General features: G+C 68.9%; 12 protein-coding genes. 8 read left to right on the top strand and 4 right to left on the bottom strand.

Going from position 1 to position 14,523, the window contains the following annotated elements; genetic code table 11:
* Positions 1-29 precede the first annotated feature (29 nt).
* Together M1L60_RS32275 and M1L60_RS32270 are read right to left on the bottom strand one after the other, a co-directional pair.
* Entirely contained in the window at positions 30-2,720 is a 2,691-nt protein-coding gene (locus M1L60_RS32275; RefSeq protein ID WP_253241336.1) for a transglycosylase domain-containing protein, read from the bottom strand.
* A 192-nt stretch (positions 2,721-2,912) separates the two neighbouring features.
* Positions 2,913-3,380 (bottom strand): DUF5318 domain-containing protein, encoded by a 468-nt coding sequence (locus M1L60_RS32270; protein WP_253241335.1) that lies wholly within the window; start codon positions 3,378-3,380, stop codon positions 2,913-2,915.
* A 158-nt stretch (positions 3,381-3,538) separates the two neighbouring features.
* Here M1L60_RS32270 and M1L60_RS32265 point away from each other — a divergent pair, with 158 nt between their 5' ends.
* On the top strand, positions 3,539-4,171 hold the full coding sequence (locus M1L60_RS32265; protein ID WP_253241334.1) for a PadR family transcriptional regulator: 633 nt from the start codon (positions 3,539-3,541) through the stop codon (positions 4,169-4,171).
* A 20-nt stretch (positions 4,172-4,191) separates the two neighbouring features.
* The gene (locus M1L60_RS32260) at positions 4,192-5,271 is read left to right on the top strand and encodes an inositol-3-phosphate synthase (protein WP_253241356.1); all 1,080 of its coding nucleotides are present in this window, start codon (positions 4,192-4,194) and stop codon (positions 5,269-5,271) included.
* 48 nt (positions 5,272-5,319) lie between these two features.
* Here the strand turns inward: M1L60_RS32260 and M1L60_RS32255 are convergent, their stop codons facing one another.
* Positions 5,320-5,775: a methylated-DNA--[protein]-cysteine S-methyltransferase gene (locus tag M1L60_RS32255; RefSeq protein ID WP_253241333.1), complete on the bottom strand. Its 456-nt coding sequence runs from the start codon at positions 5,773-5,775 to the stop codon at positions 5,320-5,322.
* Positions 5,776-5,808: 33 nt separating this feature from the next.
* The gene (locus M1L60_RS32250) at positions 5,809-7,242 is read right to left on the bottom strand and encodes a CCA tRNA nucleotidyltransferase (RefSeq protein WP_253241332.1); all 1,434 of its coding nucleotides are present in this window, start codon (positions 7,240-7,242) and stop codon (positions 5,809-5,811) included.
* Between the two features lie 102 nt (positions 7,243-7,344).
* Here M1L60_RS32250 and M1L60_RS32245 point away from each other — a divergent pair, with 102 nt between their 5' ends.
* The 6 genes from M1L60_RS32245 to trxB all read left to right on the top strand — a co-directional run bounded on the left by M1L60_RS32245 (position 7,345) and on the right by trxB (position 14,503).
* A complete protein-coding gene (locus M1L60_RS32245; RefSeq protein ID WP_253241331.1) occupies positions 7,345-8,217 on the top strand; it encodes a hypothetical protein in 873 nt (290 codons plus the stop codon).
* 49 nt (positions 8,218-8,266) lie between these two features.
* Entirely contained in the window at positions 8,267-10,078 is a 1,812-nt protein-coding gene (murJ, locus tag M1L60_RS32240; RefSeq protein ID WP_253241330.1) for a murein biosynthesis integral membrane protein MurJ, read from the top strand.
* A 278-nt stretch (positions 10,079-10,356) separates the two neighbouring features.
* Positions 10,357-11,835: a protein kinase family protein gene (locus M1L60_RS32235; protein ID WP_253241329.1), complete on the top strand. Its 1,479-nt coding sequence runs from the start codon at positions 10,357-10,359 to the stop codon at positions 11,833-11,835.
* A gap of 37 nt (positions 11,836-11,872) precedes the next feature.
* On the top strand, positions 11,873-12,562 hold the full coding sequence (sigM, locus tag M1L60_RS32230; RefSeq protein WP_253241328.1) for an RNA polymerase sigma factor SigM: 690 nt from the start codon (positions 11,873-11,875) through the stop codon (positions 12,560-12,562).
* Positions 12,559-13,410 carry an RsmA family anti-sigma factor gene (locus tag M1L60_RS32225; RefSeq protein ID WP_253241327.1) on the top strand — a complete coding sequence of 284 codons (852 nt, stop codon included), beginning with the start codon at positions 12,559-12,561 and terminating at the stop codon, positions 13,408-13,410. Before sigM ends, M1L60_RS32225 begins: the two co-directional genes overlap by 4 nt.
* A 133-nt stretch (positions 13,411-13,543) precedes the next feature.
* Complete coding sequence (gene trxB / locus M1L60_RS32220; RefSeq protein WP_253241326.1) at positions 13,544-14,503, top strand: thioredoxin-disulfide reductase; 960 nt, start codon at positions 13,544-13,546, stop codon at positions 14,501-14,503.
* The last annotated feature ends 20 nt before the right edge of the window (positions 14,504-14,523 follow it).

The following is a 14,523-nucleotide window of genomic DNA, read 5'->3' as shown; positions in this document are numbered from 1 at the left end:
GGGGGCTCGAAACGACCTGGACCGAAAAGCTAGTCACCGTCGTTCTCGGGCTCGCCCGTCTGGCCGGGGCTGGCCGGTGGTACGGGGTTGTTGCCGTTGTCGGGATTGGTGCCGTCCTCCGGGTTGCCCCCACCGTCGTCCGGGTTGTCACCGTCGTCGGGGTCACCGCCGCCGTTGTTGTTCCCGCCGCCGTTGTTGCCGCCGCCGTTGTTGCCACCACCGTTGTTGCCGTTGTTCCCGTCCGGCCCGCAGATGAAGTCGAGCACGCAGCCGTCGTTGTTGTTGTCCGGCTGGTTCTGCGGCGGAGGCGGCGCGGCCTGGCCGTTGGCGAAGGAGCTGTCCGGGTTGCCGGTCTCGACGCGTCGCGGGAAGTCCTCGCGTTCCAGGTCCTTCGCCTTGATCACGGCGTCCAGGAACTTCTTCCAGATCCGCGACGGCGTGCCGGCGCCGAACATGTCCCGGCCGTTGGCTTCCTTCAGCTCGACCTTGTTCTTGGCCCCGCCGACCCAGACGGTCGCGGCGAGTTGCGGCATGCCACCGACGAACCAGGTGTCACCGCTGCCCTCCTTGAACTCCCAGGTGCCGGACTTGGCGATGCCCTCCTGGCCGTTGCGCAGATCGCGGTCGTCGACCTCGACGATCTCCTTCATCACGGACTGGAGGTTCGACATCTGGTCGGGGTTGAAGACCTCTTTGCCGTCGATCTTCTCGCTGCCGACGATCGACTTCTGGCCCGTGTCGGGATCGACCCGCGACACCGAGCGGATGAAGTGGGCGTCGTGGTGGACGCCGCCGCCGACGATCGTGGCGACACCCTCGGCGTGCTCCAGCGGCACGACGCGGTACTGGCCGAAGGCGACCTCGTTGTCGAAGTAGCCCTTCTTCGTCCAGGTCTCTTTGTCGGTCTTGTTCAGGTCGACCAACTTGCCGTCGTCGGTGTACATGTGGCCGACGCCGGCGTCACGGGCGGCCGCGATCACCTTGTCGCGGCCGATGCCGTCGGCGATCCAGTAGAACGGGAAGTTGTACGACTTGATCGTCGCCGTCTCGAGGTCACACCGCTTGATCTGGCCCTTGCAGACCGTGCCCGGGTCGGCGCCGGCGTTGCTGATCTTCGTGCCGTTCGGGCGCAGCTTCGTGCCGTCCCAGCGCGTCTTGAAGGAGATGTCCTCCCGCAGCGCCGCGGCCAGCGTGTAGATCTTGAACGTCGAGCCGGGCGACTGGCCGCCGTCGATCTTCAACGTGTCGCCGCGCATGTAGCCGCCGTAGTCGATGCCGGTCGGGTCGTCACCGCCGTAGTAGCCGAGCACGCGCCCGGTCTTCGGGTCGATGCCGATCACCGCCGCCTGGTACGTGGCCGGCTTGTCGTTCATGGGGGAGCTCTCGCTCTTGCGCGAGCCCGCCTCCTCGGCCGCCTTCTGCACGACCGGGTCGATCGTCGTGGTGACGGTCAGGCCGCCCTTGTCGAACTCCTGCTCGCTGATGCCCATCTCGGCCAGCTCGGCCCGCACGTGCCGCATGATCATGCCGACCGGCTTGCCGTCCACGCCCTTGGTGGCGCTGCTCTTGGCGGCCTTCTTGACCGTCGGGTACTTGCGCTTGTTGTAGACGTCCTGGGAGATCCAGCCCATCTCGAGCATGTTGGCCATCGTGTACTCCCACCGCGCCTTGGCGTCGGTCGGGTTGATGGTCGGGTCGTAGCCCTTGTGCGTGGCCGTGGGCTCCGGCTGCTTGATGATCGAGGCGAGCACCGCGGCCTCGTACGGCGTGATGGCGTTCTTCTGACCGGCCTTCGTGGTCACCGACTTGCCGAAGTAGCCCTGCGCCGCCGCCTGAATGCCGTACAGACCGCGGCCCAGGTAGATGTAGTTCAAGTACATGCCCATGATCTGGTCTTTGTTGTACTTGCCCTCCATCTTGCGGGCGATCACGGCTTCGCGGAGCTTGCGGTTGTAGCTGATGTCCTTGAGGTCGGCCGCGTGCCGGGCGTACTGCTGGGTGATCGTCGACGCACCCTGCTGGTCGCCACCGGTGAAGTTGTTCCACGCGGCGCGGACGATGCCCTTCATGTCGATGCCGTGGTGCTTGTAGAAGTTCTTGTCCTCGGCCGCCGCGACCGCGTGCTCGACGACCTTGTTGATCTGGGCCTCGGGCACGACCGTGCGGTTCTGCTCGCCGAGCTTGGCCAGCACCGCGCCCTTCGTGTCGAGGATCACGTTCGACTGGTCCTCGCTGACCGGCGAGGGCAGATCGACGTCGTCGAAGAAGTAGGTGCCGCCGACCACACCGGCGCCGAGCATGATGACCAGCACCGCCGCGGCCGCGGTCAGGATGTTCGTGCGACGGCGGCGCTTGGCCGCCTTCGACTTGTCCTTGCCGCCGCCCGACCGGCCACCGCCGCCGATGCTGCCCTCGTCATCGGGCGTACGGGCCGGCGGGCCCGGGCGTACGGCCGCGCGCGCGACCGGCCCGGTGCCGCGAACCGGCGCGGCGGCCCCGACCGAAGCCCGGGCGCCGACACGAGCCGACCCCACGGACGCGCTGCCCACGGAAGCACTGCCGGCCGGGGCCGACCCCACGGAGGCACGACCGCCGGCACCCCGGCGGTAGGCGTCCGGCGCCGGGCGATAGGAGGACTGGTCGTCGTCGGGCGCTGAGTTCCCGGGCCCGGGCACCCGGGCCCGGGCACGCGAAGACTGCGGTTCGCCGTACGGGTTCATGCGGTCACACCTCGGTCGCGATGACGCGCGCAGGGAGGACCCTGGAGGGGCCCTCACCAGCGACGACATGCGCGGACGATTCGGGCTGCATACCGGCAGCCGCCCTGACGGATGTCATGAATGACCGGCTGTGGCGCTGGATGCGCGAGCCGGTCGGGGTCGTGTCAACGGTAGCGAGATCGATCCGCGTCATCAGCGGGCGTCCCAGCCGTGTGACATCAACCCGGGTTCGCGGTGGCGGCCCGCGGCGGATGAGGCGGCGACCGCCTCGTCCCGATCGAGTTCGTCGGCGGTGAGCGCGTCCCGGCCGAGCAGGTATTGCTCGGTCAGGTGATTCCACGCGCAGGACTGGCACACTTCCACGACGTACACCTGGAACTCACGCAGAGTCATCGCCAGCACCGGCAGCTCGGAGAGCTTACGAGCCTGGCCGGCGGTCTGCTTGAGCTCGTCGCCGTAGATGTAGTGAACCAATGTCAAGTTGTCGCGGCGGCAGATCGGGCATCGCTCCTCGGTCGGCTCGCCATGGAATCGAGCTGCACTTTTGAGGTATGGCGAGGCATCACAGACCTCGAGCGTCCCGATCTTGCCGTTGTGCACGTCACGCAGCACTGCTCGCTTCTGTAGCGAGTAGTCGACGACCTGCCGCTGCGTTCGCATGGCGACGAGAGTACGCGGTCCAGCGTGAAGGGGCGACAGTCATCACTCAGCGTGGCGCGCAAGTAGCTCAGTCATGAACACCTTGCGCACCCGTGGCAACGGATCTACGGTTGCGATGTATCGGGCCGATACATCGGGACAGGGCAGGGAGGTGGCCGATGCTGGAGCTGGCGATTCTCGGCCTCCTCCAGGAGACCCCGATGCATGGCTACGAGCTCCGCAAGGAACTGGCCACCAAACTGGGCACGTTCCGGGCCGCCATCAGCTACGGCACCCTCTACCCGACGCTCAAGCGACTGCAGACGGCCGGCTGGATCACCGAGTCCGCGTCGGACCCGACGATGATCCCCCCGATGACCAGCAAACGGGGCCGCGTTGTTTACAAGATCACTGCTGACGGCAAGGAACGGTTCGCCGACCTGCTGGCCCAGGCCGGCCCCGAGACGTACGACGACGCCGGCTTCGGCGTCCACTTCGCGTTCTTCTCCCGGACCGACCGCGCCACCCGGCTGCGCATCCTGGAGGGGCGCCGCCGGCGCATAGAGGAAAGGCGCGAAGGCCTGCGTGACGTGCTCTCGCGCGCCGCCGGCCGGCTCGACGCCTACACGCTGGAACTGCAAAGACACGGCCTCGACGCCGCTGAGCGCGAGGTCCGCTGGCTGGAGGAGCTCATCACGAATGAGCGTTCCGGCCGCGCCCCCGCCGGCTCCGGAGGAGAGATCGATCTCCCCGCCGAGCCGCTGGGGGACGCACCCCCCGAACCCCCGAGTCCGCATCAGGACCGGCCGTGATGAACAAGGAGGCAAACGCGATGGGCTCCGTCCGCGTCGCCATCGTCGGTGTGGGTAACTGCGCCTCGTCCCTCGTGCAGGGCGTGGAGTATTACAAGAACGCCGACCCCAACGACCGCGTCCCGGGTCTCATGCACGTGACCTTCGGCGACTACCACGTATCCGACGTGAAGTTCGTCGCGGCGTTCGATGTGGACGCCAAGAAGGTCGGCATGGACCTCGCGGAGGCGATCGTCGCCAGCGAGAACAACACGATCAAGCTGACCGACGTGCCCCCGACCGGTGTTTCGGTCCAGCGTGGACCGACCTTCGACGGTCTGGGCACGTACTACCGCGAGATCATCGAGGAGTCCTCGGCCGAGGCCGTCGACGTCGTGCAGGCTCTGCGCGACGCCGAGGTCGACGTCGTCGTCTCCTACCTGCCGGTGGGCTCCGAGCAGGCCGACAAGTTCTACGCCCAGGCCGCGATCGACGCCGGCTGCGCGTTCGTCAACGCGCTGCCCGTGTTCATCGCCTCCGACCCGGTGTGGGCGCAGAAGTTCACCGACGCCGGCCTGCCGATCGTCGGCGACGACATCAAGAGCCAGGTCGGTGCCACGATCGTGCACCGCGCGCTGGCCAAGCTGTTCGAAGACCGTGGCGTCGAGCTGCTGCGCACCTACCAGCTCAACTTCGGCGGCAACATGGACTTCATGAACATGCTGGAGCGCAACCGCCTGGTCTCCAAGAAGATCTCGAAGACCCAGTCGGTGACCTCCCAGATCCCGCACGAGATGGTCAAGAGCGACGTGCACATCGGCCCGTCGGACCACGTGCCGTGGCTTGACGACCGCAAGTGGGCCTACATCCGCCTCGAGGGCCGCTCGTTCGGTGACACCCCGCTGAACGCCGAGCTCAAGCTCGAGGTGTGGGACTCGCCGAACTCGGCCGGTGTGATCATCGACGCCGTCCGCGCGGCGAAGATCGCCAAGGACCGTGGGGTCGGCGGCCCGATCCTCTCGGCCTCGTCGTACTTCATGAAGTCCCCGCCGGTGCAGTACAACGACCACGACGCCAAGGAGAGCGTCGAGGCGTTCATCCGCGGTGACATCGAGAGCTGATCCTCGCTGATCGAGGCCGGGCCCGCACGGGTCCGGCCTCGAAGCATGTCAGCCCCACAGAAGTGCCAGCGACACCCGCGCCTCGAGCTCGAGCAGCTTGCGCTTGCGATCGAGACCACCCCCGAAGCCGACCATCTTGCCGCCGGCCCCGACCACCCGGTGACAGGGCACGATCACCGGCACCGGGTTGTGGTTGCACGCCGTGCCGACCGCTCGGGCCGCCCCCGGGTCACCCAGGGCGGTTGCGATGGCGCCGTAGGTGACCATTTCCCCGTACGGAATCTTGGCGATCTCGCCCCACACCGCGCGCTCGAACTCGGACCCGCCGGGCATCTCGACCGGCACCGTGAAGTCGGTGAGCTCGCCCGCGAAGTAGGCCATGAGCTGGGCGACACCGGGATGAGAACCGGACGGCCCCGGACGCGCGGCGAACCGCACCCCGACAACGGTGTCGCCCTCGACGGCGACCCCGAGCGGCCCGATGGGTGACTCGACGACGAACATGCCCCGATTCTGCTCCTCGGGTACGACAAGTCGCTAAGCGGAAAGGTGCCCGTTGTCGCGGGCCCATTTGAACAGTTCGGCCTCGGCCTCGTCGCGGTCGAGCGGACCGCGGTCGAGGCGCAGCTCCTTGAGGAAACGCCAGGCCTGACCGACCACCGGGCCCGGCGGGACGCCCAGCAGCTCCATGATCGCGTTGCCGTCGAGGTCGGGGCGGACGCGGGCGAGATCTTCCTCGGCCGCGAGCCGGGCGATCCGCTCCTCGAGCGCGTCGTAGTCGGCAGCCAGGTTGGCCGCCTTGCGCTTGTTACGGGTCGTCACGTCCGAGCGGGTCAGTTTGTGCAGCTGGGGGAGCAGGGGACCGGCGTCGGTGACGTAGCGGCGCACGGCCGAATCGGTCCACTCGCCCCGGCCGTACCCGTAGAAGCGCAGGTGCAGCCCGACCAGCTCGACCACGTCGGAAGTGACGTCCTTGGGGTACTTCATGGCCTTCATACGCTGCTTGGTCATGCGCGCGCCGACCACCTCGTGGTGGTGGAAGCTGACCCGGCCGTCGCGCCCGACCGCCTTGGTGGCCGGCTTGCCCACGTCGTGCATGAGCGCGGCCATCCGCAGCACGAAGTCGGGGCCCTCGTCGCCCTCGAGCCGGATCGCGTTCTGCACGACGATCAGCGTGTGCTCGTAGACGTCCTTGTGCTGGGCGTGCTCGTCGATCTCGAGCTTGAGCCCGGCCACCTCGGGAATGAACTGGTCGCCGAGACCCGTGTCGACCAGCAGGCGCAGGCCGGTGATGGGGTCGGCGCCGTTCATGAGTTTGGTGAACTCGTCCCGGATCCGCTCGGCAGTGATACGCCCCAGATCAGCGGCCATGTCGCGCATGGCTGAAATGACCTTCTGATCCACAGTGAATTGGAGCTTGGACGCGAACCGGGCCGCCCGCAGCATCCGAAGTGGATCATCACCGAACGACTGGGCCGGGGCGGCGGGGGTGCGGATCACCTTCGCGGCCAGATCCTCCAGACCCCCGTACGGGTCGGTGAAGACATGCCCCGGCAGGGACACCGCCATCGCGTTGATCGTGAAGTCCCGCCGCTCGAGGTCGTCCAGCAGCGAGGTGCCGTACTCGACCACGGGGTTGCGAGTCACCCCGTCGTACGCCTCGGCCCGGAAGGTCGTGATCTCGAGGCGCAGGCCGTTCTTCTGCAAGCCGATGGTGCCGAACTCGCGACCGGTCTCCCAGATCGCGTCGGCCCAGCCCTGCACGACCTCGAGGGTCTGCTCGGGGCGGGCGTCGGTGCAGAAGTCGAGATCGTCGCCGAGGCGGCCGAGCAGCGCGTCGCGCACCGACCCACCGACGAGATGCAGCTCATGGCCGGCGGCGCCGAACCGGCGCCCCAGCTCGTCGGCGACGGGGGAGACCCGCAGCAGCTCGGCGACCGCGTTTCGCTGGGCGGTGTTCAACACAGACATGGGACAACCAGGTTATAGGCCTTCAGTCCTCTTTCGGGCGGCGGGTGGGGCGGTTGGAGGGAGGCCGTGGCAGGCGTCGTGGGCAGCGGGCAGGATGGGCGCGTGCCTGTTCCCGAGGCGCTGCTCCGCCTGACCGAAAACCCCGATTTCTGGACTGGCGCGACCGGCGACGACCCCTCCTCCGAGCTGCGGGTGACCTTCCCGGTCATCGGCGGCTACGCCCTCGTGCTCGATCTCGATCCGGCCACCGGCGAGCGCACGCTCGGTCTGCGTGGTCCCGCGCACAGCGAGCCGATCCAGCTCGGCTGGGCGCCGGCCGGTGGGCCCGCCCCGGCCGCTCTGCGCTGGTGGGAGCTCGACCTGTGCGCCCGGGTGATCGCCTGGGAAGATCCGCGGCTGCCGCATCCGGGCCTGGTGGTCGCGCTGCTGTCGCCGTTCGCGCCGGTCACGCCCGACGACGACGAGCCGGCCGTCGCCGCCATGCGCGAGGCGGCGTACCGGTCGATTCGCCGGGATGTGCCGCCGGTGCCGCCCTCCGGTCCCGAGCAGGCGCCGCTGCCGCTCTTCGCGAGCGACGACTGGTGGCCGGCCCCGGTGGCGCTGTCGCCGCAGGTGCTCGACGAGGCCACGATCGCCGAGCTCAGCCGGCCCGAGCGCACCTTCAACGACGTCCGCGGTGGGTCGCGCTTTCCGCGCGAGTTACTGGCCGATTTGGTACGCCTGTCCGCCGCCCACCTGGAAGCCGTGTGCGACCAGCAGTGGTACGCCGAGACCCGCCCGATCGCCCGGCACATCCTGGACACTGGTGATCTTCGACCGGTTCCGGCCCTGCTCGGTGCGCTCACCGAGGCCGGCTGCGATCATCCGACGGTGCTCGACGCGCTGAGCGAGCCGCTGGTGCCGGCCGAGGCCTGCTGGATGGTCGAGACCCTGGCCGGGGCCGAGCCGGGCACGCTCCTGCGGCACAGTTTGTGAGGGGCACCTCTATGGTGGCTGAAGTTCCGCACGATGCTCGGGAGGTTCGGTGAACGGCGGTATCTACCGCAGCGCGAACGCCACGCCCGAGGGTGATCCCCCGAGGGCGGAGAACGGCGTCTACCGCAGCGCGTACGCCGCTACGGGCGACGATCCGGCCGACGGCGTCACCCTGATCTCGGTCGACTCCGAAGTGCCCGGCGTGGCTGCGGTCGAGGACCAGGCCCTGCCGCCCGAGCAGCTGCCTCCGCCGGAGGAGCAGAGCACCACCGGAGCCAGCGCGATGATGGCGGTGGCCAGCTTTGTCAGCCGGATCATCGGCTTCGTCCGGAATGCCCTGATCGGCATCACGCTGGGTTACGGCATCGGTGACGCGTTCACCAGCGCACAGTTCCTACCCGGGCAGATCTACGAATTGCTGCTCGGTGGCATCCTCAGCAGCGTCCTGGTGCCTCTGCTCGTACGACGCAAGAAGGCCGACGCCGACGGCGGCCTCGAGTTCACCCGCAAGCTGCTGACCTTCGCCGTCGTGTCGCTCGGCGTAGCCACGGCGCTGGTCGTGGTGGCCGCCCCGCTGATCACCTGGATCCAGGCCGGCGACAACCCCGAGCCCTACCGCAACCTGGTCACGCACTTCGCGTACCTGGTTCTGCCGATCATCTTCTTCACCGGCCTCTCGGCGATGATCGGTGCGGTTCTGAACGTGCGCGGTCATTTCGCCGCCCCGACCTGGGCGCCGATCCTCAACAGCCTGGTCGTGATCGCCGCCTGTGGTGTCTTCATCGCGTTCTTCGGCACCGCCGGCAACCTGAAGCCCGAGGACATGACACCCGCTCGCATCGCGGTGATGGGTGGCGGCCTGCTCCTGGGCATGGTGGCGCAGGCGGTGGGCCTGCTGCCGGCGCTGCGCAAGGTCGGCTTCAGCTGGAAGTGGCGCTGGGATCCCCGCTCGCTGGGCCTGGGCGAGATCGGCAAGCTGGCCGGCTGGATGCTCTGCTACGTCGGGGCCAACCAGATCGCCGTCTTCGTCGTGGTGCGCATCCTCAACCGGGTCGCCGGCCAGGACAACGCCAGCGTGCTCGCCTTCAACAACGTCTTCCTGCTGGTCACCATGGCCCACGGAATCATCGGCGTCTCGGTGATGACGGCCCTGCTGCCGAAGATGAGCGCGGCTGCCGCCGACGGCCGCTACGCCGAGGTGAGCGCCGATCTGAGCCGGGCCATCCGGCTGGTCACGGTGGCGCTGGCCCCGATCTCGGTGATGTACGGCGTCCTGAGCACCCCGCTCGCGGTCATGCTCTTCCAGGGTGGCGCCTTCAAGAACAAGGACGCGCTGGCCACGGGCACGGTTCTCATGGTGGCCGCGTTCGCCGTCATCCCGCTGTCGATCAGCTATCTGTGTACCTACACCTTTTATTCTCTGCAGGGCAATCGCACCGCGGCGCTGATCAACCTGCCGGTGGTCGCGGTTCGTATCGCGGCCTATTTCGTCCTGGCCGAGGTGCTCAAGGCTTCGCTGGCCGCGGCCGGCATGACGGCGGCCAACGCCATTTCGTACGCCGTCTCCGCGGTGATCTCGCTGGCCGTGCTCCGTCGCAAGATCGGCCGGCTCAATCTGGGATCGGTCGCCGTGGCACTGATCAAGGTGGTGGTCGCAGCCGCGATCGCCGCCGCCCTCGGTCTGCTCGTCGTGCACTTCCTGCCCGGCGCTGGATCTCCGTCCGGCCGCGGCGAGGCAATTCTGCAACTGGTCGCCGGCGGCGCGGTGATTCTGCTGGCCTACCTGGGCGCGGCCCTCGCTCTGCGGGTCTCCGAGGTCAGCCAGGTGATCGGGATGGTGCGGCGCAAACTCGGCCGCTGATCAGCCGATCAGCCGACACCGAGGGTCACACCGGAATCACGTGACGCATCGGCCGGGGCAGCCGCGCCGGGGGGACGACCTGCCGCGGCATAGCCCCGGGCGGGTATGGTCGGTGTCGGCATGTGCTTCTCAGCACGTCGCCTTTCGCACCAAGCACGGCACCTGCAGCTAGCAGCATCTGCACCTAGCACGGCAAACCGTGCGTGGAGCACCGAGGAGGACTGGTGACCCAGGTCGGCGAAGGCCACGAGACCGCGGCCGATGCGGACGGACCGGTCATGACTTTCGGTGCACCCACCGCCGGTGAGGTCCTGGCCGAGCGCTATCAGCTCGAGGAACACGTCAACGACGACAGCGCCGGCCGGCAGGTCTGGCGCGGCATCGACGTCATCCTGCGCCGCCCGGTCGCGGTGGTGCTGCGTTACCCCGGCGGCGCCTCGGCCGCCGAGATGTTGCAGGCCGCGGTCGACGCGAGCCGGGTCATCCACCCCAATCTGGTCGGCGTCTACGACGCGATCGACGAGGGCGCCCGCGCCTACGTCGTGCGCGAGTGGGTCGACGGCGAGTCGCTGCGTGAGCTGGTCGCGACCGACGGTCCGCTCGACCCGGGCCGCGCCACCGCGATCGCCCACTCGATCGCCGACGCGCTGGCCGCGGTGCATGCGACCGGCATGGTGCACGGCAACGTCCACCCCGGCACGACGCTGATCGGCGACGACGGCCGGGTCGTGCTGGCCGACGCCCGGGCCGACTCGGCCGACAACGTCGAGGGCGACATCCGCGCCGTCGGCGGCATCCTCTACTTCGCCCTGACCGGTCACTGGCCGCACACCGAGGTCGGCAGTTCGGCCCTGCCCGACGCCAACCGCGACGCCACCGGCGCCCCGGCCGCGCCCCGGCAGATCCGCGCCGGCATCCCGGCCTACCTCGACGACCTGACGATGGACCTGCTCGACACCCGGGTCGCCGCGCCCGAGGCCGACGCGCTCGCCGCCGAGCTGGCCCGGCTCGACGCCGCCGAAGAGGACTACGAGGACGTCGGTCCCCTGCGTTTCGCGCAGAACACGACGACCGAGCCCACCCGCAGCACGTCGAAGATCGTCATCGGGGTGGCCGCCCTGGTCGTCATCGCCGTCATCGGCCTGGTCTTCGGCATCCGGGCCATCAGCGGCTCGAACGACGACAATCCCTCACAGACCACGCAGGCCAACACCGGCGGGCAGGATTCGGCCACTCAGGACGACGGCGCGACCCAGGCCCAGCCCACGCCGAAGAAGATTCCGCTCAACGCCGACATGGTCCGCATGGTCGACCCGCCGGACGGCGACCGCCGCCAGTCCGACCGGGCGAAGTTCACGGTCGACGACGACCCGGAAACGGTGTGGAGCACCGAGCACTTCAACCAGGCCAACTTCGGGCACATCAAGAAGGGCATGGGCGTGCTGATCAACCTCGGCACCCCGCGTCAGCTGTCCGAGGTCACGGTCGAGACGTCCAGCCCGAACGTGGCGATGGACATCCGCACCGGCACGCAGGACTTCGGCGACAACTCGGCCGGCGACAAGAAGATCGTCGACACGTACAAGAAGCTCGGCGACGGTGGCACCGAGAAGACCGAGGGCACTCGCGAGGTGTTCTCCGGCTTCAACCCGAACCAGAAGTACCAGTACGTGCTGGTCTTCCTGACCGAGCTGCCCAAGAGCGACGACGGTCGTTACCAGGTCGATGTCGAGAAGATCGAGCTCACCGGTTACTGAGCACTCGCCCGCGCGAGTTATTCGTTAGCGTGTCAGCGTGAACACCGGGGACGGCCCCGACAACGCGGGGACGAGCGACGCCGAGCTTCTGCGCGCCCACGTCGACGGCGACCGCGAGGCCTTCGGCGAGCTGGTCCGGCGCCATCGTGACCGGCTGTGGGCGGTGGCCCTGCGCACGATCGGCGACCGTGAAGAGGCGGCCGACGCGGTGCAGGACGCACTGCTCTCGGCCCATCGCAACGCCGCCCGGTTCCGCGGCGACTCGGCCGTCACCACCTGGCTGCACCGCATCGTGGTGAACGCCTCGCTCGACCGCATCCGGCGCCGCCAGGCCCACCCGACTGTGCCGCTGCCCGACGGCAGCCGGTCCGACGACCGGCCGTCGGGTGTGGAACCGGCCGCGCCGGTCACCGACCACGAGACGTCGCTGCTCGTGCGGCAGGCGCTGGCCGATCTGCCGGCCGACCAGCGGGCCGCGATCGTGCTGGTCGACGTCCAGGGTTACCCGGTGGCCGAGGCGGCCGAGATCCTCGACGTGGCGGTCGGCACGATCAAGAGCCGGTGCGCCCGCGGCCGGGCCCGGATGGCGCTCGCGCTCGGCGAGTTACGGGGGAGAGACAGCGGTCACCCCCGGTCCGGGAACCAGGACGCGCCGGAAACCGTCCCATCCGGACCGGGTACGGCGCAGCCGCCACCCGGACGCAACGAACGGAGGGACCAGAGGTGACCGGGGCCGAGTTCAGCGGGGTCGACATCGACCTGCTGGCGGACTACATCGGTGGTGCCCTCGAGGGCACCCCCGACGAGTCCGCGGTGGCCACCCTGATCGCTGAGGATCCGGACTGGCGCGAGGCGTACGAGTCGCTCAGCGGCGGCGTCACCCTGGTCCAGTCCGAGCTGGGCCGCCTCGAGCCCGAGCCGATGCCGGCCGACCTGGCCGCGCGGCTCGACGGCATGTTCAGCGCGCCCGCCCTGACCCTGGTCAAGGGGGACGCCGCGGCGCCCACCGCCGAGCCCGCGGGCCGCCGCCGGCGCTGGGTGACTCCGATCGCCATCGCGGCGGGGTTCATCGCTTTTGTCGGCTTCGGCGCCGACTATCTCGCCGGCACCAGCAACGACACCCAGAGCGACGAGTCGGCCAGTTCCACGGCCGGCGGCGGATCGGCCGACCAGGCGATGTCCGCCCCCAGCGAGGTCATCCTGGCCACGGGCACCAACTACACCCGGGCCACCCTGGCCACGGAACCGGCGAGTTCCCTCGCCTCGAGCGGCAAAGCCTCCCCGCCGGCCATGGGCGCGGCCGAGGCCGACCGCAGCCGCATCGCTCTCGAGGATCCGGCCCTGACCCGCCTGTCCGCCCCGGCCGCGCTCCAGGAGTGCTTCGAGGCGATCGAGCGCGAGAACGCCGGTGGCGTCATCGGGGTGCAAACCGTGGACTTCGCCCGGTTCGATGGTGTATCGGCGCTGATCGTCCGATTCACTGCTGAGAACGGTGACTGGGTCTGGGCCGTCGGCGCCGACTGCGGCACGCGCCCGGCGGGCGCCGACGAGTTCGACAAAGTCCCGGTACGCTGAACGGCACCCCAGACAACTCGCGTGAGGTCGGCCACGGCTGCCTGTGCGGGAATGGTGCGTACCCAACATGGCGTTCTAGCGTGCAGTGTCGCCGAGCGGATATCCCGGCGAAGAGCAGACTGAGGAGTCGGTAGTGGACGAGGTCCGTAATCTGATCATCATCGGTTCGGGACCGTCCGGGTACACCGCGGCGCTGTACGCCGCCCGGGCGAACCTCAAGCCGCTCGTGATCGAGGGCGTTCAGTCCGGCGGCGCCCTGATGACCACGACCGAGGTCGAGAACTTCCCCGGCTTCCGTGACGGGATCATGGGTCCCGAGCTCATGGACAACATGCGCGCCCAGGCCGAGCGGTTCGGCGCCGAGTTCCTCACCGACGACGTGACCCGGGTCGAGCTGGGCGACAAGCCGACCGAGGCCGGCACCGAGGGCCTCAAGACGGTCTGGGTCGGCGACAAGCAGTTCTTCGCCCGCGCCGTGATCCTCTCCACCGGCTCGGCCTGGCGCCCGCTGGGCGTGCCCGGCGAGCAGGAACTGCTCGGCCACGGCGTCTCGTCCTGTGCCACCTGTGACGGCTTCTTCTTCCGCAACCACCACATCGTGGTGGTCGGCGGTGGCGACTCCGCGATGGAAGAGGCGACCTTCCTCACCCGCTTCGCCGAGTCGGTGACGATCGTGCACCGGCGCGACTCGTTCCGGGCCAGCAAGGTCATGCAGCTGCGGGCGCTCAACAACGAGAAGATCAAGGTCGAGTGGGACTCGACGGTCGAAGAGATCATCGGCCACGACGGCAAGGTCTCCGGTGCCCGTCTGCGCAACATCAAGACCGGCGAGGAAAAGGTCCTCGACGTCACCGGTGTGTTCGTGGCCATCGGTCACGACCCACGCAGCGAGCTGTTCAAGGGCCAGATCGAGCTCGACGACGAGGGTTACGTCAAGGTCGACCACCCGTCGACCCGCACCAACATCCCGGGCGTCTTCGCCGCCGGTGACCTGGTCGACCACACCTACCGGCAGGCCATCACCGCCGCCGGCACCGGCACCGCGGCGGCGCTGGACGCCGAGCGTTTCATCGCCTCATTCGTCGAGCTGTAAAGAGTCGCGGCAAGAAGACC

It is taken from the genome of Paractinoplanes aksuensis (assembly GCF_024137025.1).
Classification (GTDB): domain Bacteria; phylum Actinomycetota; class Actinomycetes; order Mycobacteriales; family Micromonosporaceae; genus Actinoplanes; species Actinoplanes aksuensis.
The sequence above is the reverse complement of the archived record's forward strand: the minus strand, read 5'-3'. Positions and strand labels throughout refer to the sequence as shown.

Bases quoted from the DNA above. Each gene is read 5' to 3' on its own strand.
- M1L60_RS32250 (WP_253241332.1), bottom strand. From the start codon at position 7,242: ATGTCTGTGTTGAACACCGCCCAGCGAAACGCGGTCGCCGAGCTGCTG.
- M1L60_RS32275 (WP_253241336.1), bottom strand. From the start codon at position 2,720: ATGAACCCGTACGGCGAACCGCAGTCTTCGCGTGCCCGGGCCCGGGTG.
- M1L60_RS32265 (WP_253241334.1), top strand. From the start codon at position 3,539: ATGCTGGAGCTGGCGATTCTCGGCCTCCTCCAGGAGACCCCGATGCAT.
- M1L60_RS32255 (WP_253241333.1), bottom strand. From the start codon at position 5,775: ATGTTCGTCGTCGAGTCACCCATCGGGCCGCTCGGGGTCGCCGTCGAG.
- M1L60_RS32235 (WP_253241329.1), top strand. From the start codon at position 10,357: ATGACTTTCGGTGCACCCACCGCCGGTGAGGTCCTGGCCGAGCGCTAT.
- M1L60_RS32270 (WP_253241335.1), bottom strand. From the start codon at position 3,380: ATGCGAACGCAGCGGCAGGTCGTCGACTACTCGCTACAGAAGCGAGCA.
- M1L60_RS32260 (WP_253241356.1), top strand. From the start codon at position 4,192: ATGGGCTCCGTCCGCGTCGCCATCGTCGGTGTGGGTAACTGCGCCTCG.